The organism is Ignavibacteriales bacterium, assembly GCA_026390815.1.
Taxonomy (GTDB): Bacteria; Bacteroidota; Ignavibacteria; order Ignavibacteriales; family SURF-24; genus JAPLFH01.
In genome coordinates this window covers 146,841-169,348 of the sequence record JAPLFH010000006.1, presented here as the reverse complement: position 1 = coordinate 169,348, position 22,508 = coordinate 146,841, and the positions used below count along the sequence as shown (strand labels likewise).

The 22,508-nt window shown below is 32.2% G+C and carries 13 protein-coding genes; 6 read left to right on the top strand and 7 right to left on the bottom strand.

Going from position 1 to position 22,508, the window contains the following annotated elements; translation table 11 throughout:
- Positions 1 to 40 precede the first annotated feature (40 nt).
- Genes NTX22_01885 through NTX22_01875 form a run of 3 tightly spaced genes read right to left on the bottom strand, consistent with a single transcriptional unit; the run spans position 41 to position 3,024 of the window.
- On the bottom strand, positions 41 to 1,135 hold the full coding sequence (locus tag NTX22_01885) for a Glu/Leu/Phe/Val dehydrogenase (protein ID MCX6149256.1): 1,095 nt from the start codon (positions 1,133 to 1,135) through the stop codon (positions 41 to 43).
- A 36-nt stretch (positions 1,136 to 1,171) separates the two neighbouring features.
- A complete protein-coding gene (locus NTX22_01880) occupies positions 1,172 to 2,221 on the bottom strand; it encodes a YdcF family protein (protein ID MCX6149255.1) in 1,050 nt (349 codons plus the stop codon).
- A complete protein-coding gene (locus tag NTX22_01875; protein ID MCX6149254.1) occupies positions 2,221 to 3,024 on the bottom strand; it encodes an ABC transporter ATP-binding protein in 804 nt (267 codons plus the stop codon). The genes NTX22_01880 and NTX22_01875 overlap by 1 nt, the downstream gene beginning before the upstream one ends.
- A gap of 294 nt (positions 3,025 to 3,318) precedes the next feature.
- On the opposite strand from NTX22_01875, the gene NTX22_01870 reads away from it, so the two are divergent.
- From NTX22_01870 to NTX22_01845, 6 genes are read left to right on the top strand one after another with little or no spacing between them, the layout of a single operon-like run.
- A complete protein-coding gene (locus NTX22_01870; protein MCX6149253.1) occupies positions 3,319 to 4,491 on the top strand; it encodes a CHASE2 domain-containing protein in 1,173 nt (390 codons plus the stop codon).
- A gap of 3 nt (positions 4,492 to 4,494) precedes the next feature.
- A complete protein-coding gene (locus NTX22_01865; protein MCX6149252.1) occupies positions 4,495 to 5,427 on the top strand; it encodes a hypothetical protein in 933 nt (310 codons plus the stop codon).
- A 52-nt stretch (positions 5,428 to 5,479) separates the two neighbouring features.
- Positions 5,480 to 6,844 carry a C1 family peptidase gene (locus tag NTX22_01860; GenBank protein ID MCX6149251.1) on the top strand — a complete coding sequence of 455 codons (1,365 nt, stop codon included), beginning with the start codon at positions 5,480 to 5,482 and terminating at the stop codon, positions 6,842 to 6,844.
- Between the two features lie 51 nt (positions 6,845 to 6,895).
- A complete protein-coding gene (locus tag NTX22_01855) occupies positions 6,896 to 7,408 on the top strand; it encodes a hypothetical protein (GenBank protein MCX6149250.1) in 513 nt (170 codons plus the stop codon).
- Positions 7,409 to 7,448: 40 nt separating this feature from the next.
- Positions 7,449 to 9,419 (top strand): caspase family protein, encoded by a 1,971-nt coding sequence (locus NTX22_01850; protein ID MCX6149249.1) that lies wholly within the window; start codon positions 7,449 to 7,451, stop codon positions 9,417 to 9,419.
- A gap of 25 nt (positions 9,420 to 9,444) precedes the next feature.
- Positions 9,445 to 11,682 (top strand): T9SS type A sorting domain-containing protein, encoded by a 2,238-nt coding sequence (locus tag NTX22_01845; GenBank protein MCX6149248.1) that lies wholly within the window; start codon positions 9,445 to 9,447, stop codon positions 11,680 to 11,682.
- Between the two features lie 111 nt (positions 11,683 to 11,793).
- Here the strand turns inward: NTX22_01845 and NTX22_01840 are convergent, their stop codons facing one another.
- The 4 genes from NTX22_01840 to NTX22_01825 all read right to left on the bottom strand — a co-directional run bounded on the left by NTX22_01840 (position 11,794) and on the right by NTX22_01825 (position 22,222).
- Positions 11,794 to 13,824 carry a thioredoxin domain-containing protein gene (locus tag NTX22_01840; protein ID MCX6149247.1) on the bottom strand — a complete coding sequence of 677 codons (2,031 nt, stop codon included), beginning with the start codon at positions 13,822 to 13,824 and terminating at the stop codon, positions 11,794 to 11,796.
- Positions 13,825 to 14,146: 322 nt separating this feature from the next.
- Positions 14,147 to 17,320, bottom strand: coding sequence for an efflux RND transporter permease subunit (locus NTX22_01835; GenBank protein MCX6149246.1), 3,174 nt, complete (start codon positions 17,318 to 17,320; stop codon positions 14,147 to 14,149).
- A gap of 6 nt (positions 17,321 to 17,326) precedes the next feature.
- Entirely contained in the window at positions 17,327 to 18,535 is a 1,209-nt protein-coding gene (locus NTX22_01830; GenBank protein MCX6149245.1) for an efflux RND transporter periplasmic adaptor subunit, read from the bottom strand.
- 300 nt (positions 18,536 to 18,835) lie between these two features.
- On the bottom strand, positions 18,836 to 22,222 hold the full coding sequence (locus NTX22_01825) for an efflux RND transporter permease subunit (protein MCX6149244.1): 3,387 nt from the start codon (positions 22,220 to 22,222) through the stop codon (positions 18,836 to 18,838).
- Positions 22,223 to 22,508: the final 286 nt, after the last annotated feature.

The following is a 22,508-nucleotide window of genomic DNA, read 5'->3' as shown; positions in this document are numbered from 1 at the left end:
AGGCTTATTCATTTATAAAAATTTAAGAGTTCCATTCTAACTAATGTCTTCCGGAAAAATTTGAAGTTCCAGAATAAATTTTCCTGATCTTACCAATCTGTCTAACGCGTTCTTCAGCAATTTTGTTGGAAGCAAAGTGAGTTGGAATATTTTCTTTCTTTGAAGTATCAATCACCTTTGTGAGAATATCGTAAATGCCTTCCGCTTGCTTCATTGCTCTATCCTGCCTGTAACCTTCAAGTTCATTAGCAACGTTTATTAACCCACCAGCATTAATAACATAGTCCGGAGCATAAAGAATTCCCTTTTCCATTAACTTATGCCCGTGAATATTTTCATCTTCCAGCTGATTATTTGCTCCGCCGGCAACTATTTGTACTTTTAGTCTTGGAATTGTATTGTCATTCAATATTCCACCCAAAGCAGCTGGAGTAAAAATATCAGCTTCCACATCATAAATTTCATCTGGTTTTACAACATATGCTTTTATAGTTTCCAATACTCTTTTAATTTTTAGTTCTTTAATATCAGTTACATAAATCTCGGCTCCTTCGTTATAAAGATGCTCGCAAAGGTATCGAGCTACATGTCCAGCGCCCTGCACTGCTACTTTCCTTCCACGTAGTGAATCTGATCCCCATTTTGCGTGTGCACAGGCTTTCATACCAACATAAACTCCGTAGGCGGTAACTGGCGAAGGATCCCCAGATCCACCAAGTGCTTTAGAAATTCCCGTTACGTATTTCGTTTCCATTTTCACATATTCCATATCATTCACATTAGTTCCAACATCTTCTGCAGTAATATATCTTCCGCCAAGACCATCAACAAATTTTCCAAAAGTTCTAAATAGCAATTCATTCTTTTGAGTTGATGAATCACCAATAATAACTGCTTTGCCACCGCCAAGGTTCAAGCCGGAAACTGCGGCTTTATAAGTCATACCGCGAGATAATCTTAATACATCCTTCAAGGCATCTTCTGCGTTTGCATAATTCCACATTCTTGTTCCGCCAAGTGCAGGTCCTAATGTAGTATCGTGAATTGCAATAATCGCTCTTAAGCCAACTTCTTTGTTAGAACAATAAATTACTTGTTCGTGTCCGGATTGTTCCATCATTTCAAAGTTAACCATTTTAATATCTCCTTAAATTTAATTTGAACTTGCACATCAAATTGCAAACAACCAGAACAAAAGTAATGCAATACTATCTCGAAATCTATAATAAAATAATTTTTCCCAGCTAAGTTGCAAATCTGTAGCAACACCTTTGGCGTTTACATTATAAAATTTGCAAATTTCCAATACTCTCTTTAGGTGAAAAATATCCGATACAATTAAAATATTTTTCAGATTTTTCTCTTTAGCCAATGTTTTTTTTATAAATTCAATTTGTTCAGAAGTTGAAGAAGTGTTTTCTTCCATCCAAATATCCGATGCAGCAACGCCATCCTTGATCAAGTATTTATAAGCAACCCTGGCTTCACTAAACTCGCCTGGTGCATTACCACCGGTAACTTGAATTTTGGAAACTATTTTATTCTTATACAATTCACCGGCTTTTTCTATTCTTCCAGAAAGAATAGTACTTGGTTTATTCTTAGACCAAACGGCTGCCCCTAATACTACTGCAACATCTGCATTTTTATATCCTGGCTCCGAAAAATCAATTGTTCTAATGTAATTGCTGCTATAGATGAACGCAAAAATTATTAGCATTAAAACAGTCAATAAAGTATAAATGCCAAGTTGCAAATAAAAAAATCTTTTAACCCGAATAATTATCAACCAAACCAGTACTGTAAAAAGAATTGATAAAACTCCGAAAGCTACAAACAAAGCTGCCACATATACTTTTTCAATTGGATATTCAAACAAATAATCAAAGGGAAATTTAATCTTAACTTTTGATGTGACAAGATAAAATATAAGAGCCAAATTCATTGATACAAGAATGGTTAAAAGAAGGTAGTATTTTCCTTTTTCAATTTTATTTGGTTGAAAATATAATATTATTAATCCTACTGCTGGTACAAGAAAGATTAGGAAATCCAGAATATTACCAACCCGCCAAAAATAAAATTCTTTTAGGGGAAGATTTTTAAAAATGTATTTATGCAGATAAATAAAAATCAAATCGATTAGAAGCACGAGCTCGAATATTAGAAACACTTTTTTCTTTACAGAACTATTTTTACCTATTTTTTTTCTGCCAGCCATTATTTCAAATATGGATTAATTGTAATATTAAGTTTATTTAGATCCGGATGTAAGGAAACAAAAGATTCTACCTCAAAGACACTTTTAATATTTTCTTTATTTAATATTTGATTCGTGCTGGCATCCTTAAATATTTTTCCATCTTTAATAAAAATAATCCTATCACTGTAAAATCCGGCAAGGTTCAAATCATGCGAAACTGAAATAACAGTTAAGTTCTTTTCCTTATTAAGCTTCTTAATTAAATTGAAGATAGAAATTTGATGTTTAATATCAAGATGCGCATTTGGTTCATCAAGAAGAATTATTTCCGGTTCCTGAACAATCGCACGTGCAATGTATGCTAATTGAGCCTCACCGCCAGAAACCTCGTTTATACCCTGATTTTTCAAATGGGAGATTTCCACTAGTTTTAACGCACTTTCAACAATCGCTATGTCTTCATCAGTTTCATAACCAACTAAATTTAAATAAGGAGTTCTGCCCATCATAACAATTTCATAAACTGAAAATGGAAAAACAGATATTGATGCCTGCGGAACAAAACCAATTGTTTTTGCAAGATTTTTTTTAGATAATAATTTATAATCCTTTCCATCAAGTACAAGTCTGCCCTTTTTAGTTTTTAAAACACCGGAGATTATCTTGAAAAGAGTTGATTTGCCGCTGCCGTTAGGACCCAGTAAAGAAACAAATTCACCTTTTTCAAAGGTAAGGTTTATATCACTAAGAAAGAATTTGGAATGATCCTTCTCATTTGCACCATAGTTGAAATAAACATTTTCTATAGAAAGTATCGACATACTATCCTAAATCATTTGTTATCAAATTAGGTAAAAAAAGGAAAGCCTTCAAGAACAGAAAATTTTTTCAGGATGCCGTGGTAGATTCACCAAATCAATAAAAATCAATCTTAGCTATTGACTTAAAGGATTTTTTTTACAAACTTTATTCAGGACAATTGATGAACTTGAATCCATCAACTATCAATTGCCCTTTATATCATTCATATAATAACGCATTCTTTTTCCAGAAGTTATTAATAATGGAATTAAGAAGTAAAACAAAATATCCTGAATCCAATAATTACAGTTCATATGGTTATTAAAAAACTTTTAATCACTTCAATTGTTTTTTTGATTATCGGATTTTTTTCCCTTTTACCAATCAATCTTGGAATTTTAGATCCGATGGGCAAAGCGTTAACTGATTTTGATATTTATGATCTTGTTTTTTCTAAAATACGAGTGGAACAGAATAATGATGAACATATAGTAATTGTAAATATTGGTAATCTTAACAGAACCGAAATTGCCAATCAAATAAATGAATTAGCAAAATATAAACCCAGGGTTATTGGATTAGATGCTTTTTTCATTGAAAAAAAAGATTGGTCGGATGATTCCATATTAGCTGCCACTATATCTTCTGTAAAGAACTTAGTTATTATAAATAAACTTTTAGATTATAATTCCTCAATTGGTAAATACGAATCAATTTTGGAATCGAACAAAATCTTTCAGAATGCAAGTGTTGGTTATGCAAATCTGCCGGAAGATAAAAAAGGTAGTTTTCGTACAATCAGAACTTTCAAACCAAAAGCGTACTTTAAGGAAAGAGTAAATTATTCCTTTGCGGTTAAAATTGTTGAAAGTTACAACAAAACATCTTTCGATCATTTGCTGAAAAGAAATAATCCAATTGAACACATTAACTTTAAGGGAAATATAAATAAGTTCTATTTTTTAGATTCTTATGATATTAATGAAAGAAGCAATTTGCATTTTATTAAAGACAAAATAGTTTTACTTGGTTATACAGGTATTACATTAAACACGCCAACTCTTGAAGATATTTTCTTCACTCCGCTTAATGAAAGATACGCTGGTAAAACATTTCCAGATATGTACGGTATAGTTATTCATGCAAATATTATTTCTATGATTTTAAATGAAAATTATATTAATGAAATTCCGGTATTTTTCAATTTTATTTTGGCTATTATTTTTTGTTATCTTAATGTTATTACTATGCTTTATATAAAGCAAAATTTGTTTGATTGGTTCGGCGGGTTTTCTAAATTGATTATTCTTGTCCAAACGTGCCTTTTACTTTTTATTGGAATTCTACTGTTCAACTTTTTCAATTTTAAAATACAACTTACACTAATAATGGTGGTAATAGTATTGGTACCAACTTCAATTGATTTTTACAATAATTACGTAGAAAAATTTATTAAATCTATCCAGCATAAAACTATTGGCAGGTAAACTATGAAAAAAATTTTACAATACTTTTTATTCATATTACAATTTGTATTTATCTTTAGCAGTAATTCGTATTGCCAGGAGTATATTTTCAAAATTGTTGCCGCAACCAAAAATGTACAAATAAAAACAAATGGCAGTGGTGACTGGAGCCAGCTTAAAACTGGCGATAAACTTTTTACTGACGATATAATTCAATTGAAGAATAATGAATATGTTGGATTGGCACATGTTTCCGGTGCAACATTGGAACTTAGAAATGCAGGCATTTTTAAAGTAAATGATTTAAAAATGTATTTAGCCGGAAAAAACTCATCAGTATTAAAAAAGTTTTCAGACTTTTTAATAAGTGAAATAATAACTACGCGGAACGAAAAAAAATCAGATGATCATGGAGCTGTTTTTAGAGAGCGTGCTAATTATTTAGAAGTTGATTTCCCAAAGTCCACATTTGTATTTGACTCATTAACAACCTTCAAATGGTATAAACATGAAAATCAGAATTTTTATGTTTTTAAGCTGATGAACCCTGCCGGTATTACAGTGTATATGCAAAAAGTTACCGATACAACATTGGCAGTAAATTTTAAGAATCTGAATCTTGATAAAGATACTTGCTATTTCTGGTCAATTTATCTTCAGGATGAAGAACCAATAAGTTCTGATACAAGCTGCATCAAAATAATGAATAGGCAAAAATCAAAAGTATATTTGAGTGAGATGAAGAGTTTGAAAGATGATACTGCTTTTACAAAAAATTCTCTTCAAAATATTCTATTAGCAAAATATTGTGAAGAAAAAGAGCTTAACTATGAAGCGTTTAGATATTATGAAAACGCTTTGCAAAGTGCTGGTAATGTTCAAGAATATAAAGACCTATTTACACAATTCCTTTTTCGTCAAAATTTATTAAAAAGGATTGATCAATTAAAAAATTAAATTAATAGAATTTTAAAAGGCTAAATATTTTTTTTAACTAATAAAAAATGATATGAAAAAAACAATTCCAATTCTCCTTTTAATATTAACAAGCATTGTTGCGCAGGACCGAGGCATGGGTTTATTGTTGGATGAAGCGCTTTATAAAAACGCACCCAGAGCAGCTAAGTTGATGCGCGGTGATTATGAAAACCTACCAAATTCAGTTTCACTAAAACAATATACCCCAACACCATCTGATCAAGGACCATATTCAACCTGTGCCGGCTGGGCAAGTTCCTATTACGCAAGAACAATTTTAGAAGCAATGAAGCAGGGTTGGAATAAGCAAACTATTGATAAAAACACTTTTTCACCTTCGTTTATTTATAATCAAATAAGAAAATCTGATGATTGTTATGGCGGAACTTCTCTTGACGAAGCTTTGGATATTCTTAAAAATGTTGGTGATGTAAAGTTTTCTGATTTCGGATATAACTGTAAAAAGGAAGTTAATGATGAAGATAGAAAAACTGCAAATGATTATAAAATTATTGAGTACAGGTTTCTCGCTTATAAAGATACAGTTAACATTATAAAATATGTTAAAAAGAGTCTTGCGGAAGGTAAGCCAGTTGTAATTGGGATTGAATGCCCTCCAAGTTTTGCTTCTGTAAAGGGAGAACTTTGGACACCTGCCCCATCCGAATATAAAAGCTGGAAAGAACGCGGGCATGCATTAACAATAATTAGTTATGATAACAATAAATTTGGTGGAGCTTTAGAAATAATAAATAGCTGGGGTAAAAACTGGGGAAATAATGGCTATGCATGGATGAAATATTCTGATTTTAAAATCTTTTATATGTTGGCTTATGAAGTTATTGATAAACGAAACATTGATTCAAATGCAGTTGACCTTTCTGGCTCCCTTCAGTTTATGGAAAGTAATGGCAAAGAGATGAAGTCTAAATTTAACGGACAATATTTTGTTATGGAAGAACCTTATTATTCTGGATCATTGTTTGAATTAAGAATTACTAATAACGAACCTGCTTACGTTTATGCATTCAGTTCGGATCTAACTTATAAGACATATAAAATTTTTCCAAATGCAGAAAGAGTGCTCGCATATCTTCCTTACAGACAAAATAACGTTGCAATTCCAGATGAGGATACTTGGAACTTGCTGGATACAACTAGAGGAAAAACTTATTACTGCTTTCTTTATTCAAAAGAAAGTTTGGAAATTGAAAACATTTTAAAGCGAATTGAAAATGAAAAAGGATTATTTTGGGAAAGATTGAATAAAGTACTTAAAAGTAGCTTTGTAGATGTAGGTAATATTGAATTCAAGTATGACCGGGAGATAAAATTTTCTGCCAGAAGCAAAGGTAAAACAGTTGTTCCGGTTCTTGTAGAGATTGAACATCTTTAATAAATTATAATAAGTTCTATTAGAAGTGATAATAAATATCCAGGGAAAAACATGAAAAATTGTATTAAATACTTACTCCTTCCCATACTTTTAATTCTGGCAATTATTAATTCAGTAAATGCACAAGAAAAAATTGATTCATATTTCGAACAAAAAGAAAATAAAATTTATATCTATTACGAATTGAAAGGTGATCCACTTAAAGAATATGAAATAAGTGATTTGATACTAAAAAGAAAAAGCGAACCAAATTTTTCAATAGAGCCCACTTCACTATCTGGTGATATTGGTACAGGTAAATACGCTTCTGGAAAAAGAACCATCATTTGGAGCGTTAATGAATCTGAGCAGGATGAAATTTCTAAATTTTCTGAAGCCGATGATTTTATTTTTGAATTTACTGTTTCTTTAGTTACGGAAGGAACTTCGTGGTACTATTATGTAGGTGGAGCAGTATTACTTGGTGGAGGTACTGCGGCAGCAATCATTTTATTAAAAGGTAAAGACAATAATTCTAATCCACCTAATAATTCCGGATTTCCTCTTCCACCGGGTAGACCGTAAAATTATATAAGAATAATATTTAAATGTTTGAGGACTGAACATGAAAACGAAAATAATTCTTTTAACTTTGATTTTATGCCTAAATACTTTTGGTCAAATAACTGGTACATCTAAACCGGGCAAAATAATTTTTAAAAAGAAAGCTGATATAGAAAAACAGATTATTCCTGATCAAAAAATTCCTATAATTAGCATAATTGAACCAAAAGTTAAAGAAAAGGATACTATTTTTATAAAGGATGGGGTTGTATCTATCAAGTTAAAAGCTGCGGAAAATAGCAACATTAAGGAAATTAAAATTAATGGTTACAGCGCCAATAAGTTAAATAATCTGGAGTATAACTTTACATTAAACCTGAAGAAAGGTGTAAATGATATAACAATCTCAACTATTGATAATTCTATGAATACATCTTACTCAACATTTTATGTTTTAAGTAAGGTGGATAAGATAGGACCAACCATTATATTGCTGGAACCGACATTAATGGAAGGAAACGAAATAACAACTTCCCAAAAAAAGATAACAATAAAATCAAAAATAGAAGATGAAGGTGGTATAAAAGAAGTAACAGTTAACAATAAAAAAATTACTTCTAAAAACGAAATTTATTCTTACGATTTAAATTTATTGGAAGGGATAAATTCAGTTTCAATAAAAGCCAAAGATAAAAATGGAAATATTTCTCAAACAGATTTGGCAATCACTTATAAAGTTGATCTAAGAGGACCTTCAATAACTTTGATAGAACCAGTATTATCTGAAGGTACCGATTTGAAAATAAATGAAAAAAGTCTTGCAGTAAGAGTTAAAATAGAAGATGAAGATGGCATAAACGAAGTTAAAATAAATAATAGTAAAGCCACCTTTTTGGAAGGTTCAGAATATATTTCTAACATTTTTCTAAATGATGGAATAAATATTATTTCAATTAAAGCAAAAAATAAATCCGGCAGAACTGCTGAAAAGTCTTTTACCGTAACACAACTTGGTGATGTTGAAGGTCCAACTATTAGAATCCTGGAACCTTATGCATCCCGTGGTACGGAAACTATTCATAAAAATGAAGTGATTAAAATCCGGGGATTAGCAACAGACGAAAGTGGTATTAGAGAAGTAACCGTGAATAATAGAAAAGCCGATCTTACCAGTTCTGGTGAATTTTCCATTGATATGTTTTTAGATGTTGGGCGTAACCGGATAATTGTGAAAGCAACAGATTTCAAATCCAATATAGCTTTGGATACACTTTTTATTTCGCGAAAAATTGAAGATTTAATTGAACGTGGAAAGTTCTATGCGTTAATTATTGGCATTAATAAATACCATGGTGCTTGGCAAGAATTGAACAACGCTGTTAATGATGCAAAAGCTGTTGAAAAATTATTAAAAGAAGAATATGTATTTGATGAAATAATTACTTTATACGAAGATCAAGCCACCAGAAAAAATATTATACAAAAGATAGAGTGGTTAGAAGACAATGTTAAAAATGATGATAATGTTCTGATTTTTTACTCAGGACACGGGGAGTTCAAACAAAATCAAAACCGGGGATATTGGGTTCCTATTGATGCTACTACACAATCTACCGTGGACTATATTTCCAATCCGGATATTCAAACTCATCTAAACGGAATAGCATCGCGGCATACTCTTTTAATTGCTGATGCATGTTTTAGTGGAGATATATTTAAAGGAAGAACTGAAAATATGACTTTTGAGAATACTGACAGATACTTTAAAGAAGTTTACAGGAAGGCTTCCAGAACTGCATTAACATCCGGTGGTATTGAACCTGTTACAGATGGAGGAAGAGATGGTCATTCAGTTTTTACATATTATTTATTGAAAGCTTTAAAAGAAAACTCTTCCAAATATTTTGCTGCCGGACAACTATTTAGTGAAATTAAAATTCCGGTTACTAACAATTCTGAACAGCGCCCTAATTTTCAACCAATAAAAAACACTGGTGATGAAGGCGGAGAATTTTTATTTATTAAAAAATGATTTCTTCAATTTATTTTGAATGATTATGAAAAATAAAATCTTACTATTTAATCTGATTGCTGCAATATTCATATTTCAAATCCAAACGTTTGGGCAGGATTACTGGCGTGCATCAAGTGGACCATTTAGTACAGCAACTAATTCTGTTGTAGTAGCTCCAAATGGCCATATTTTTGCCGGAACAAATCAAGGAATGTACCGCTCAACTGATGATGGATTTACCTGGGTACTTACGAATCTAACCAATGTAGTTTGGTCAGTTGCTGTAACCACAAATGGAGTATTATTTGCGGGAACATCAGATAATGGTGTAAACCGTTCTACTGATGATGGTGCAACGTGGATATCTGTTTCTTTAGTTACATATAAAATTTATTATGTTAATGTAGCATCAGATGGATTTATTTATTACGCAAATTCACAAGGTGAATTATACCAATCTTCAGATAATGGTGACACCTGGATAAGAAAATGTTACACTGTTCCTCCCTCTCAAATGTGGGCTTTTACTAAAAATCAAGCTGGACACCTTTTTATTGGAACATATAATTTCGGAATTTTTAGATCAACCGATAGTGGAACAAGCTGGACGCAACTAAAAAATGGACTTCCAGACACTACAATTTGGGCTTTAGCTTATAATAAATCAGGTCATATCTTCGCCGGTACCTCTCACGGAGGAGCCTATCGTTCCTTAGATAACGGAAATAGCTGGGCACAAATTAATAATGGACTTAATGCAATTACAATCTGGTCGCTTGCAATTAATGCGGATGGAAATATTTTTGCTGGTACACCGGGGAATGGTGTCTTTAGATCAACTGATAATGGGAATAGTTGGGCAAATATTAGTACAGGTTTATCAGACAGCAGCATTTATTTCCTTTCCATTGACAAAAATGAATATCTTTGGGCTGGAACACAAAATGGAGTTTTCAAAAGTGTTAATCCAACTGGTTCGCCAAATAATATTAATCTTTCTACAAACATTACTTTTGGGGATCCGACTAAAAACAGTAGTTACCAGATGGTAGGATTACCTGGTGATGTAAACTTACCTTTAGCACAAATGATTACGGGTACAGCTGGTACTGATTGGACTGCATATTGGGATAATGGCGCAGTACAAGGAAACTATTTTATAAATTATGATGGTACTAATACTTTTAACTTTCAACCGGGTAGAGCGTTTTGGTTACTTAGTAAAAACACAATTACCATTAATAAACAAGTAACCAAAGTTTCTCTTACTGATAATTATTATTCTATTCCTTTACACTCTGGTTGGAATTTAATCTCACATCCGTTTTTTACAATTACAACCTGGCAGCAAGTACAAACCCTGAATCCAACAGTTAGCCAACCAATTTATTCCTTCTCTAATGGAAATTACACTCAAGCTACAAATTTAGAACCTTATAAAGGATATTACTTTATTAATTCCGGTAATTTATCATCTCTAAAAATTCCTTTCAATACTGGCATTATTCCTAACGGAGCTGCAAGTCCAAATATTTATGCTAAACGAGCAACAACAAATTCACTTAGATTAGTTTTAAGTTCAAGTAGTAAAGTAGAAAAAGCTGCTGAAATTAATTTTATTGAAAAGTGTAAAAATGGTTTGGATGCATATGATATTTTTGCTCCTCCTGGAAATTTTGAAGAACAAAATATTACTATTTATAATGATGAACTTTCAACGTCTTATAAACAATTATTGGTTGACAGTAGGCAAGAAGTTGGTGAAGGTCAACAATTTGAAATAAAAATTAAAAACGAAACTAAGAAGCCTGCCACTTTAAGCATTGAAGGTGTTGCTTATTTTAATGAATACGAAGTTTTATTAATGGATATAAAACAAAACCGATTTTACAATCTTAAGGAAATAAACCAGGTTGAGCTATTGCCAAACCTGGTAAATTGCGAATTTAGTTTATTTATCGGAAAAGAAAATTTCATACAAGAAAAAATAAAACAACTTCAGCCAACTCGGTTTCAATTGTTCCAGAATTTTCCAAATCCATTTAATCCAACTACAACAATAACATATACAATTCCAAATACAGAGACAGGAAATAAAATTGTTCAGCTTAAAGTTTATGATGTTATAGGAAACGAAATTGCTATTTTAGTGAATGAGTCGAAACCTGCCGGAAAGTATGAAGTTCACTTTGATGGTAGTTCACTATCAAGCGGCATTTATTATTATGTTCTTAGATTTGGAGAAAATCGCTTATACGGAAAGATGAGTCTGATAAAATAAATTGATTTGACTTTATAATATTTATACTGATTCTTTCTGGAATATAACCAAATTATTTTACTCCAGAATATTGTTTGGGTTTAATAAATTTTTCATTAACAAACCTTGATCTTACTTCATCAATTTTTTCATTTCATCAAAAGTTGAAATAGGTTCTTTGCATGTGAAATTTTCGCATACATAAATTGCATCTTTTCCTTCAATCAATTCTTTGCCATTTAATAATTCTAAAGCTGATTCAGCACTATCAATTTTGGAAGATATTATTGCGAATGGATAATACTCATTATAAAAGTCCTGAATGAATTTCTTCTGCGATAAGTGATTTTGACAAATCAATGCAATCTCTTTCGGTTTATTGAAATCAAAATAAGCAGCGTTTAGTACATAGGAAAAACTTAATGGATGCTTGATGATAACATCATGAAATTTAGAAATATATTTATGTGCTATTTCAGAGTATACTGGATTGTTCATATATATTGCCATTTGCAATAATGAATTAACCAGGGATGAAGCCCCAGATGGAGTGGCGTTATCATAATTTTCTTTAGTGCGTACAATAAGATTTTTTGAATGAAAGGAAGTAAAATAGAAATCATAGTTTACATCATCGTAAAAATATTTTATTGAAAGCTGCAGAATTTTGTTTGCCCGTTCAAGCCAAAGTTCATTAAAAGTTATTGAATAAAGAGAAATGAAAGCTTCAACAGTAAAACTGTAATCATCAAGAAAACCTTCCTGCTTTGTCTTTCCTATTTTAAAGGAATGATAAATAATCTCTTCTTTAAAACACGTACTCCATATCGCTTCAGCATTTCTTTCTGCTGCCTGTTTATATATATCCTTTCCAGTTGCACCATAAGCAATGCAAAATGGTGGGATCATTAATGCATTCCAACTTGTTAGAATTTTATCATCCAAACCAGGTTTAACTCTCTTTTCCCTTTCTGCAAAAATTTTTTTTCTTATTGAGGTTATCTTCTCAACTAAAACATTCTCCTCCAAATTCAATTCAACAGGTAATTCATCAATCATATTATTCAAAGTTAGAATATTCATTCCATCAAAATTTCCTTCGGTAGATATTCCAAAATATTTTACAACCAAAGAAAATTCTTGCTCATCCAACAGCTTCTTTAACTCATCAAATTCCCATATAAAATATTTACCTTCTTCACCTTCGGAATCAGCATCTTGTGCTGAATAAAATCTACCTGAAGGATCAGTCATTTCTCGAAGGATATATTCTAAAACATCCTCAGCTATTTGTAGGTGGAATTTATTCTTTGTCAATCTAAATGCATCCAGATAAAGCCTGGATAACAAAGCATTATCATACAGCATTTTCTCGAAGTGAGGGATTAGCCAATTTTTAACAGTAGAATATCTATGGAAGCCACCGCCTAATTGATCATACATGCCACCCCGAGCCATTTTTTCTAGACTGTTTTCAACAATCTCCAATGCGGATTGATTTCCAGTTTTCACATAATAATTCAACAGAAACATCAACGACATTGAATGAGGAAATTTTGGAGCAGAACCAAATCCACCAAATTCTTCATCATAATTATTTAAAAGATTTGCAAATGATTTATCAAATTCCAGTTTAGTAAATTCTGAATAACTTTTAGTAATATTTGATGAGCTATTTAATGCAGAAAGAATTTCTTCCTTTTGCAAAAGGATCTCATCTTTTTTATTCCGATAAGAATATATTATACTTTCCAGGACCTTTGGAAAACCAGGTCTTCCAAATTTATTATCAGGAGGAAAATAGGTGCCGCCAAAAAATGGAATTAAAGCCGGTGTAAGAAAAACTGTTAAGGGCCAGCCACCACCCCCTGTAGAAAGCTGCACGAAGTTCATATAAATATTATCTACATCGGGGCGTTCTTCCCTATCAACTTTTATATTAATAAAATTCTCATTCATCAGTCCTGCAATCTTTTGATTCTCGAAACTTTCGTGCGCCATTACATGGCACCAATGGCACGCGCTGTAACCAATACTAAGCAAAATGGGTTTATCTTCTAACACTGCTTTTTGAAAAGCTTCTTCACCCCACGGGTACCAATCTACCGGATTATCTTTGTGTTGAAGTAAATATGGCGATGTTTCATATTGAAGTCGGTTCATTTATTGTTCCAAGTGATATTTTAGTTTATCCTATAACATCAATTGGTAAGTAAAAAGTTTAACAAAACATTTATTTGTCTTAAAACCACAGACTGAGCTAAAGAAAATAGTGATGAATTTCTTTAGATGTCATTTCCATATCTTTCAAAAACAACAATAGGAAAACTTATAAAAAAAAAGAATATTACTTTCAATTCTCCCAGGCAATAAAAAAGGATAGCGAAAGATGAAAATTTATTTTGGTGGTGTAGTAACAAGAATTATTTTGTTGTTATCAGTAGTTGTAAATTTATATGTTGTTATTTATTATTGTTTTTATTTATCAATTCCAACTTTTCTTAATCAAAAGGGTATACAAAACTGGCAAATAAATAACAACAATAATTGCCGATAATGTAATTCCTCCGGCAACGCTAAGACTTAAACTTTTCCAGAAACCGTCTTTAGAACTTAATATTAAAGGAAGCAGTGCAGCAGCTGTAGTTACAGTAGTTGTAAAGATTGGTCTTATTCTGGCATAACTAAATTTAATTATCTCTTCCGGATCTTTGTTTTTTATATGTTTTGAAATGTAATCAATTAAAATAATTGAGTTGTTAACCGACAGACCGATAAGTAAAAGAATTCCGGCATAAGCTCCTCGATCCATTGAATAATCACCAAAGTAAAACAAAAAAACAGTGCCGATAAATGCAAACGGTACTGCAAACAAAACTAGGAATGGTTTTTTAAATGACTCAAATAGTCCGGCAGAAATCATAAAAATGAGTATTACAGATGCAACTAATATTTTCCAAATTTCAAGTTCTTCCTCTTCGTTCATAAAAAAGGCGAATCCTTCCTTTACTACTTTATATCCTTCCGGAACTCTAACCCGGGAAATTGTTTTTTCAACAAATTCATTCCCATACATATATGGTCCCTTATACTCAAATGTAACATATCTTACATATTGTCTTTCTTCGCGATTAATTGATGAGATAACCTTCCGTTCCTGAAACTCAATCACATCTTTAATTTTGGAATTATCCCCTTTTTGATTTATTGTTATCAGGTTTTCCAGTTCATCAAGCTGAATATTTTTGTAGTTTGAAAACTTTATTTCGTAATTGACTTCTTCATTACCCATCCTAAACCTGCTGAATGAAAGGTTACCGCTTGTATTTTTTGCAATTGTTTCAAGCAGCTTATCTATTGTAATATTATACCTGAGTAAATTATCTCTATTAACTAAAGCGGCTATCTCGTAGGTTTCAGGATCAAATCCCCACAAAGAGGACTTATCAATATCAATGTTATCAACCCTTGGATTCTGTTTAATTAATGACGAAAAATCTTCAGCAATCTTTTTTACTCTTTCGTAATTAAATCCCATTATCTTAACACCAAAGGATGAAGATGCGTAACCACCGCCGCTATAAAAACCTGGACCAAAACCCATTACGGATACTTCAAGTCCACCCAACTGAACTGCATAAGCTGTTAAATAATTCTTGAGCATATAAGGAAAGGCTGTTTGGCTTTGCTTTTCTGTAAAATCAATTTTTATGTAAGCAAGTTCTTCATTTAACACACGGGATGTAATCGTTTTGAAATTATTTCTGTAAGCAAGAATTTCTTTCTCAAAATCCTTTGTTAATGAATTGATTCTTTCAATCTCATTTCCATTTGGCAGTTTAAGTCGGACGGACAAATAAGTTTCTTCGCCATAGCTCCATATTTCACCTTTGCTTATATGATTAAAAAATAGATTCATACTTCCGCCAAAAGCATACTCGACATATTTTTTAATATCGCTATAAAGCTCAGAATCAAAAACCGAATTATAGATTGATGATAGAAATGTTTCCCCATTTTGTGGTTCAATCCTTCTGGGAATTAGCCAAACCGGAAGACCTATAAGCAAAATCAAAATAGTAATGCTTAGTTTTTTCCACCTGATCATTCTTGTCAATAAAAAAGAGTATATGCTAAACAGTATTCTATTTTCACTCCGGCTGCTTTTCCTCTTATTATTAAATGCAAATTTTATGATAAAAAGCGGAATGATTGTAAAAGAGACCAGCAGCGATGATGATACGGTAAAAACTGTTGCAAGAGCAAATTGGGAGAAGTATAACTTTAGTTCACCGGTCAAAAAAACAAGCGGGATAAATACAGCTACAGTTGTAAGTGTGGAAGCAAATACTGGGAAAAATATTTCTTTAATGGTAACTGATAACCGTTTTAAGTTTTGTCCTTTGTACTTTCTATCAATATAGTCTACAACAACAATCGAATTATCTACAATTAAACCAAATCCAAGAGTTATAGATGATAACGTTAAAATATTTATTGAAATACCAAACACATAGAAAAGAAGAAATGAAAACAAAAGTGAAAAAATAATGGAGAGGATGATAATGAATGAATACCTGATCTGCCTGAATATTAAGAACAGTACAACTATTATTATAATAAAGGAATAAAAAGCATTTGAATACAACTCATTTAATTCATCTCTTATTCTTTCACTTTTATCAATCTCTTTTGAAATAACATAATCGACGGGTAACATTTTCTTTATTGTTTCCAGCCTTTCAAATACTAAATTTGCTGTTTCAATTGTATTAGCCCCGGGTTCTTTGCTTATTTCAAGTGTAACAGATTCTTTTCCATTTATCCTGTAATAACTTGTCGGTTCCTCATAACCGTCAATAACCTTTCCTATATCTTTTATTCTGATAACGCTTCCGTTTGCTAACACTTTTACAGGTTGATCCTCAAGTACTTTCAGATTTTCAATCGTGTTGAATATCCTTATTGAGTATTGAAAATTGGAGAACCGGATTTTACCTGCCGATAATATTTTTTCAGCTTCAAAAACTGCGGTTGAAATTTCCTCATTTGTTATACCAAGCGATTTGGTTCTTTCATAATCGATAGTAATATTTATCTGTCTTTCATTTCCTCCGCTTATGCTTACGTCTGAAATACCGTCGATTGACAATAAATTATTCCTGATATTCTCCAGAACTAATTTTCTAATTTCATTGGCTGAACGGTTTGCCGAAACAGTATATGTTAAAAATCCCTGTAGTTCTCTGAAATCGTTTGGCACATACGGAGATATTTTAGGAGTTGAAATGCCGTATGGAAGCTCATCTTTAATCGCTCCCAATTTTTCGTTGATCTCAATCCTTGCAAAATCCATATTTGTAGCGGGATGAAATTCCAGATCGATGTAGCAGCTTCCCTCAGATGAGCGTGAAGTTATTTTTTTTACCCCTCTTACTGTCGATAATGAAGCTTCCAGGGGAGATGTTAAAAATGCCTCAACTGCTTCAGGTGAAACACCCTGCCAGTTTGCCGAAACGGATAATCTTGGAAATTCAACCTGGGGAGTAAGTTCAACAGGTATGTTATAAACAGCCGATATGCCTAAAACAATTACACACAACAAAAACATTCCGGTTGTAACCGGGCGGTATAGAAAAGTGTAAATAAGTTTTTTCAACTTTGCTTATTCCAGAACTTTTATCTTTGCATCATGGGCTAACGTAAAATGACCTTCAATAATTACTCTATCTCCCGGCTTTACACCTTCTTTAATTTCAATGTATTTATCGTTTTGCTCACCAATCCCAACATAATGCCATTTAGCCAGATTGCCTTCCTGCACAAAAACCAGGTTCCTTTTATCCCTTACAAGCAAGGCAGTTTTGGGGATAAGAACTCTGTTCTTCAATTTTTGCGAATGCAAATTAACATTTGCAAACATTCCGGGTTTTATTTTATTGCCTGTATTTTTTATTTCTACGGTAAGACGGCAGGTCTTTGTTTCCGTATCTATTGCAGGATTTATAAATATAATTTTCCCATAAAACGTTTCATTAGCAATTGCATTTAATTTAATTTCAACCGTATTTCCAATTTCAATTAAAGATATTTCGTTTTCAAGAACACCAACATCTATTTTCAATTTGTTTGTTTCAAGAAGCTTAAACAATTTTTCCCCGGAATTTATCCTTTTTCCTTCCACCAGATCAAAGTCAGAAACCAGTCCTTCAAAAGGAGCATAAATATTTGTGTAAAATAAATTCAGATTTGCTTGCTCATAATTGTTTTCTGCAGCTGTTAATCCGCTCTTTATTTTAATGTAATTTTCTCTTTCCCCCCCTGCTAAAATATGGTTTGTCTCTATCTCTTCTTTTAATTTTACATATTCATCATTGGTTAATAAACCATTTTTATATTTAGTCTCAAGTTCTTTAAATTCTTTTCCAATATCTACTTTAGTATCCACATCATTATTACCAATAGTTTCCTTTCTAAGAAGCACATTTTGAATTTTAGCTTCTTCTAATCCTGTTTCAGCTTTTTTTAGAGCTATCCTTAATTCTTTATCATCAAGTGCAACAAGTAAATCATTCTTTTTAACTCTTTTCCCCTCGTAAATGGTTATCCTTTCAACATATCCACTGATATTTGAAGTTATTTCCAGTTCTTTATATGCTTTAACAAAACCGTTAGCGCTGATTTTCTTATCAAGATCACCCCTCAATACTTCTGCTGTCTTTACTTCGAATATCACTTCATCAAGCTTATCATAATTAATAATGCTTTTATCCTCTTCGCCCTTCTCTCCATTTTTAGGAATGAAAGAATAAACAGCAATTGCTGCTATTATCACTAAGGAAAAAATAAGGATTGTTTTCAATTTAATTTTCATTTTGGCAGCCAATTATTTTTTTTGAATTAAAAATAAAATACCATTCTTTATGTTATCCTTCATTAAGGAATGATAACTTATATTAACGGTTGTGTGAATTAATAAATATTTGGATGATAAACTGTTAAAACAGTTAACGATTTAGTTCTTACTTTAGGTAATCCACGAATTAATTCGTGGGTTACTTAATAAACCATGCAAATAAAAACCGTTTCAACGGTTTACCATTTGACCCGCCTACCGATTGGTAGATTCACACAACAGGTTTACATTTTAAATAATTAAAAATCTGTCCACTAATTAACTACTAAATTTTTTCCTGGAAAATCTTTCCAGGTAAGTATATAAAACAGGAATTACAATCAATGTTAAAAAGGTAGAAGAAATCAATCCACCTGCAATTGCAAGAGATAAAGAAATTCTTAATTGTGTTGCAGCTCCTATTCCCACCATCATTGGGATCAATCCAAATATAACGGTAAATGAATTCATAACAATCGGTCGGAATCTGTTTTTCCCCGCAGCCACTATTGCATCTCTCACATTTAATCCTTCCTCTCTCTTACGCAAAATAAACTCTACTTTTACAACTGCATCATTATCTGCAATACCAATAAGGATTACTAATCCCATTAAAGAAATGATATTTATACTTTCGCCGAATATATATAGGAGTAAAATTCCGCCAATTAACCCTAATGGAACAGAAAAAATAATTATGAATGGAAACAGGAACGATTCAAATTCCGAAGCAAGAACTATGTACATCAGCAAAATAGAAATAATAATAGCTACATAAAGAATTGAAAATGAGTTTCTTATTTCATCGTTCGCGCCGCCTATAGTTATTATTTCTCCTTGCTGCTTTGGTAAAGATTTCGCGACTTTATTTATTTCATTTATTACATTATCAATGCTTGAACCTGAAAGATCGGCATATACATAAACCGTTCTTGACTGCCCTTCGTGCCATATCTCGTTGTAGCTTTCTGTTAGTTTGTAATCCACCACATTTTTTATCGGGATATTCTTATCACCGCTCTTTATCGGGTTGGCAAGAATTTTCTCAATGTCATCCCTGTTATTTTCCGCAGTCCTTACTTTAATGCCAATTTTCTTATCAAAATCGGTAAAATAAGTCGCTTCATTTCCTTTTACTAAGTTGACGATTTGATTCGCTGCTTCACTTACTGTTATGCCATAAGCAAGACACTTTTCGCGGTTAATAGTAATCTTGTATTCCGGTTCCCCTTTTTCAATTCCCATTCTAACATCGCTTTTACCCTCAATTGATGCCTTCCTTATTTTATTTACCAGGACATTCCCCTTTTCGAATGCTGCATCTATATTTTTATTCTTTATTTTTATTACTATATCATTTTTTGACGGTTTTATTATCTGCGAATATGAAGTCTCAACAGGCTTGAACGAATATTTAATTCCTTTCAGCTTTTCAAGAATTGACTGCACCTTTTCTTTTACTTTATAATATCTTTCCGTATCCTCAATCTTAATTATCATATTGGTTTTATTAACTGAGATTTGTTCCCGGTTAAGGAAATCAAATTCATTAACTCTGCCAATATTGGAAATTACATCGCTAATCCCGCTGATGTTTTTTATCACTGTTTCAACATTACCGGTTAACTCCGCATTCCCTCTTAAAGATGTGCCTGGTGGATAAACCAGTTCAACAACAAATTCATCCTGCGGACCATCAGGAATAAATTCTTTCTTCATATCAACTGCAGCAAAGATGGTTATTATTATTAAAACAATTGTTAAAAGTAAAACCATCCTTTTATTATCAAGCGCCCAGGCAAGCATTGTTTCATATTTTTCTACTGTTTTATCAAGAAATTTGTTCACCTTCTTGAAAAATTTTGCAAAAAATCTTTCGGAGATTTGATTAGACTTAATTATTAAAAACCTAGAATACACTGCAATTGTTTTAATCAATAATACAAATGGCAACTTCAGCCAGAAAAATACTTTTCTTCTTATGCCTTTCCCCTCGGGATATTTAACATAAATATAATCATTCAGGACTTTATCCTTTCTAAACGTAAAACCAAACCTTTCCCTGCTTGCAAGCATCGGCACTAAAGTAAGCGATACTATAATTGATGCCGCTAATGAAAACGCAACAGCATAGGATTGATCTCTGAACAACTCAGCAGTAATGCCTTTTAAAAAAACTAATGGAAGAAAAACAGCTATTGTTGTAAGAGTAGATGCAACTATCGGCATTGCAACTTCATTTGTGCCTTTTATTGCGCTTGCTTTAATGCTTAAGCCTTTTTCCCTGTAGCTTGTTACGTTTTCTATTACTATTATTGCATTGTCTAATAACATTCCTATACCAAGTGCTATACCGCCTAAAGAAATTATATTAAAGCTGATGTTAAATAAATTCATAAGTAATATGGTTAGTATAAGAGATGCTGGTATAGTTATACCGATAATAAAAACGTTTCTAAGGCTTGCAAGAAAAAAGAACAGAACTAGAAATGCAAGAATGCCGCCATAATAAATTTCCTGCTTTACGTTTGTGATTGCATTCTCTATAAACTGTGAGTGGTCGGATACAATTGCCAGTTTAAACTCCGGATATTCTTTTCTAAGAGATATAATTGTATTTCTTACCCTTTGTGCAATATCAACAGTATTGGATTCCGGTTCCTTGTTAATTAATATTCCGATAGTTTCCGAACCATTCAGACGCGTTAATCCTTCCCGTTCTTCAAAGCTCTCTTTAATCCCACCCTGCGGAACGACATCTGAAAGCTGAATAACACTTCCGTTATCGTTCCTTTTAAGTATCGTCTTTTCAATTTCCTGAAGGTTCTTATATTCGCCTATTGTTCTTAATGAGTATCTGAAAAGTCCTTTCATCACAGAGCCGGCAGGAAGATTAACATTTGATGCTTTTAAAGCTGCGCTTATATCGTCAAATGTTAAATTATAAGCGTTCAGTTTTTGCGGATCAGCTTCAATTAATATTTCCCTTTCAAGTCCGCCGGTTATTACTGCCTGTGCAACCCCGTCAATTTGCTCCAACCTTCTTTTAAATACAACCCTTGCCGCTTCCTTCAAATCAATCAATCTTTTAATCTCATCTTCCGAAGAATTATAATCTACGAACGACAATTTATTCTCATTTGCAAATTTACTCTGTTTTCCATTACTCTGCTTTTGGTATTTGGATGTGGAAAAGTTTCTTTCTTCTCCCCTTTCCTTGGGAGAGGGGCTAGGGGAGAGGCTTAGCGTCATTATCGGCGTAGCCGAAGGATCTACTCTTATTATTGTTGGTCTCCCGGCTTCTCTTGGCAAAGCAAATCTTATATTATCTAATTTCTCTCTAAGCGAAAGCAGCGTGTAATCCATATTTGTTCCCCAAAGAAAATCCACAGACAGAACAGATATTCCTTCCTTGGAAACAGAAGTAATATTCTTTACTCCGGTTACTGTTCCTGCAGCGGATTCTAATGGTTCAGTTACAAGTTTTTCTATTTCTTCAGGGGTTGCATTTGAGTATGTTGTTTGTACAATTAAATGCGGCAAGCTGATATTTGGTAGAAGATCAACACCAATCTTGCTGAAGGAATAAATACCAAGAAATGCCAGTCCCAGGTAAAACATGGTTATTGCAACAGGACGCTTTATGGAAAAGGAAGATAAGGACATAAATAATAACTAAGAAAATTTATAAGGTTATAATAAGACTTATATAAGAAAAATGTAGGCATATGTTTCACTTTAATAAAGAAAAAAATTCATAGGCTTACTACTTTTTCTTCTCCCAAATTAAACTACGCAGTATGAATAAAATTTATATATTGCCACAAGCATTCTGAATACATAAAGTTAAGAAATTACAATATTAAATAGAACAATAAGAAAATAGTAATAGGCTACAATAAAAACTTGCTTTTTTACAAAAAATGCGGCATATCAATAATGTAATGTTATA

What these genes read in the sequence shown, in the direction of transcription:
- NTX22_01840 (MCX6149247.1), bottom strand. Translation starts at nt 13,824, where the DNA reads ATGAACCGACTTCAATATGAAACATCGCCATATTTACTTCAACACAAA.
- NTX22_01880 (MCX6149255.1), bottom strand. Translation starts at nt 2,221, where the DNA reads ATGGCTGGCAGAAAAAAAATAGGTAAAAATAGTTCTGTAAAGAAAAAA.
- NTX22_01825 (MCX6149244.1), bottom strand. Translation starts at nt 22,222, where the DNA reads ATGTCCTTATCTTCCTTTTCCATAAAGCGTCCTGTTGCAATAACCATG.
- NTX22_01870 (MCX6149253.1), top strand. Translation starts at nt 3,319, where the DNA reads ATGGTTATTAAAAAACTTTTAATCACTTCAATTGTTTTTTTGATTATC.
- NTX22_01875 (MCX6149254.1), bottom strand. Translation starts at nt 3,024, where the DNA reads ATGTCGATACTTTCTATAGAAAATGTTTATTTCAACTATGGTGCAAAT.
- NTX22_01860 (MCX6149251.1), top strand. Translation starts at nt 5,480, where the DNA reads ATGAAAAAAACAATTCCAATTCTCCTTTTAATATTAACAAGCATTGTT.
- NTX22_01855 (MCX6149250.1), top strand. Translation starts at nt 6,896, where the DNA reads ATGAAAAATTGTATTAAATACTTACTCCTTCCCATACTTTTAATTCTG.
- NTX22_01865 (MCX6149252.1), top strand. Translation starts at nt 4,495, where the DNA reads ATGAAAAAAATTTTACAATACTTTTTATTCATATTACAATTTGTATTT.
- NTX22_01850 (MCX6149249.1), top strand. Translation starts at nt 7,449, where the DNA reads ATGAAAACGAAAATAATTCTTTTAACTTTGATTTTATGCCTAAATACT.
- NTX22_01885 (MCX6149256.1), bottom strand. Translation starts at nt 1,135, where the DNA reads ATGGTTAACTTTGAAATGATGGAACAATCCGGACACGAACAAGTAATT.
- NTX22_01830 (MCX6149245.1), bottom strand. Translation starts at nt 18,535, where the DNA reads ATGAAAATTAAATTGAAAACAATCCTTATTTTTTCCTTAGTGATAATA.
- NTX22_01845 (MCX6149248.1), top strand. Translation starts at nt 9,445, where the DNA reads ATGAAAAATAAAATCTTACTATTTAATCTGATTGCTGCAATATTCATA.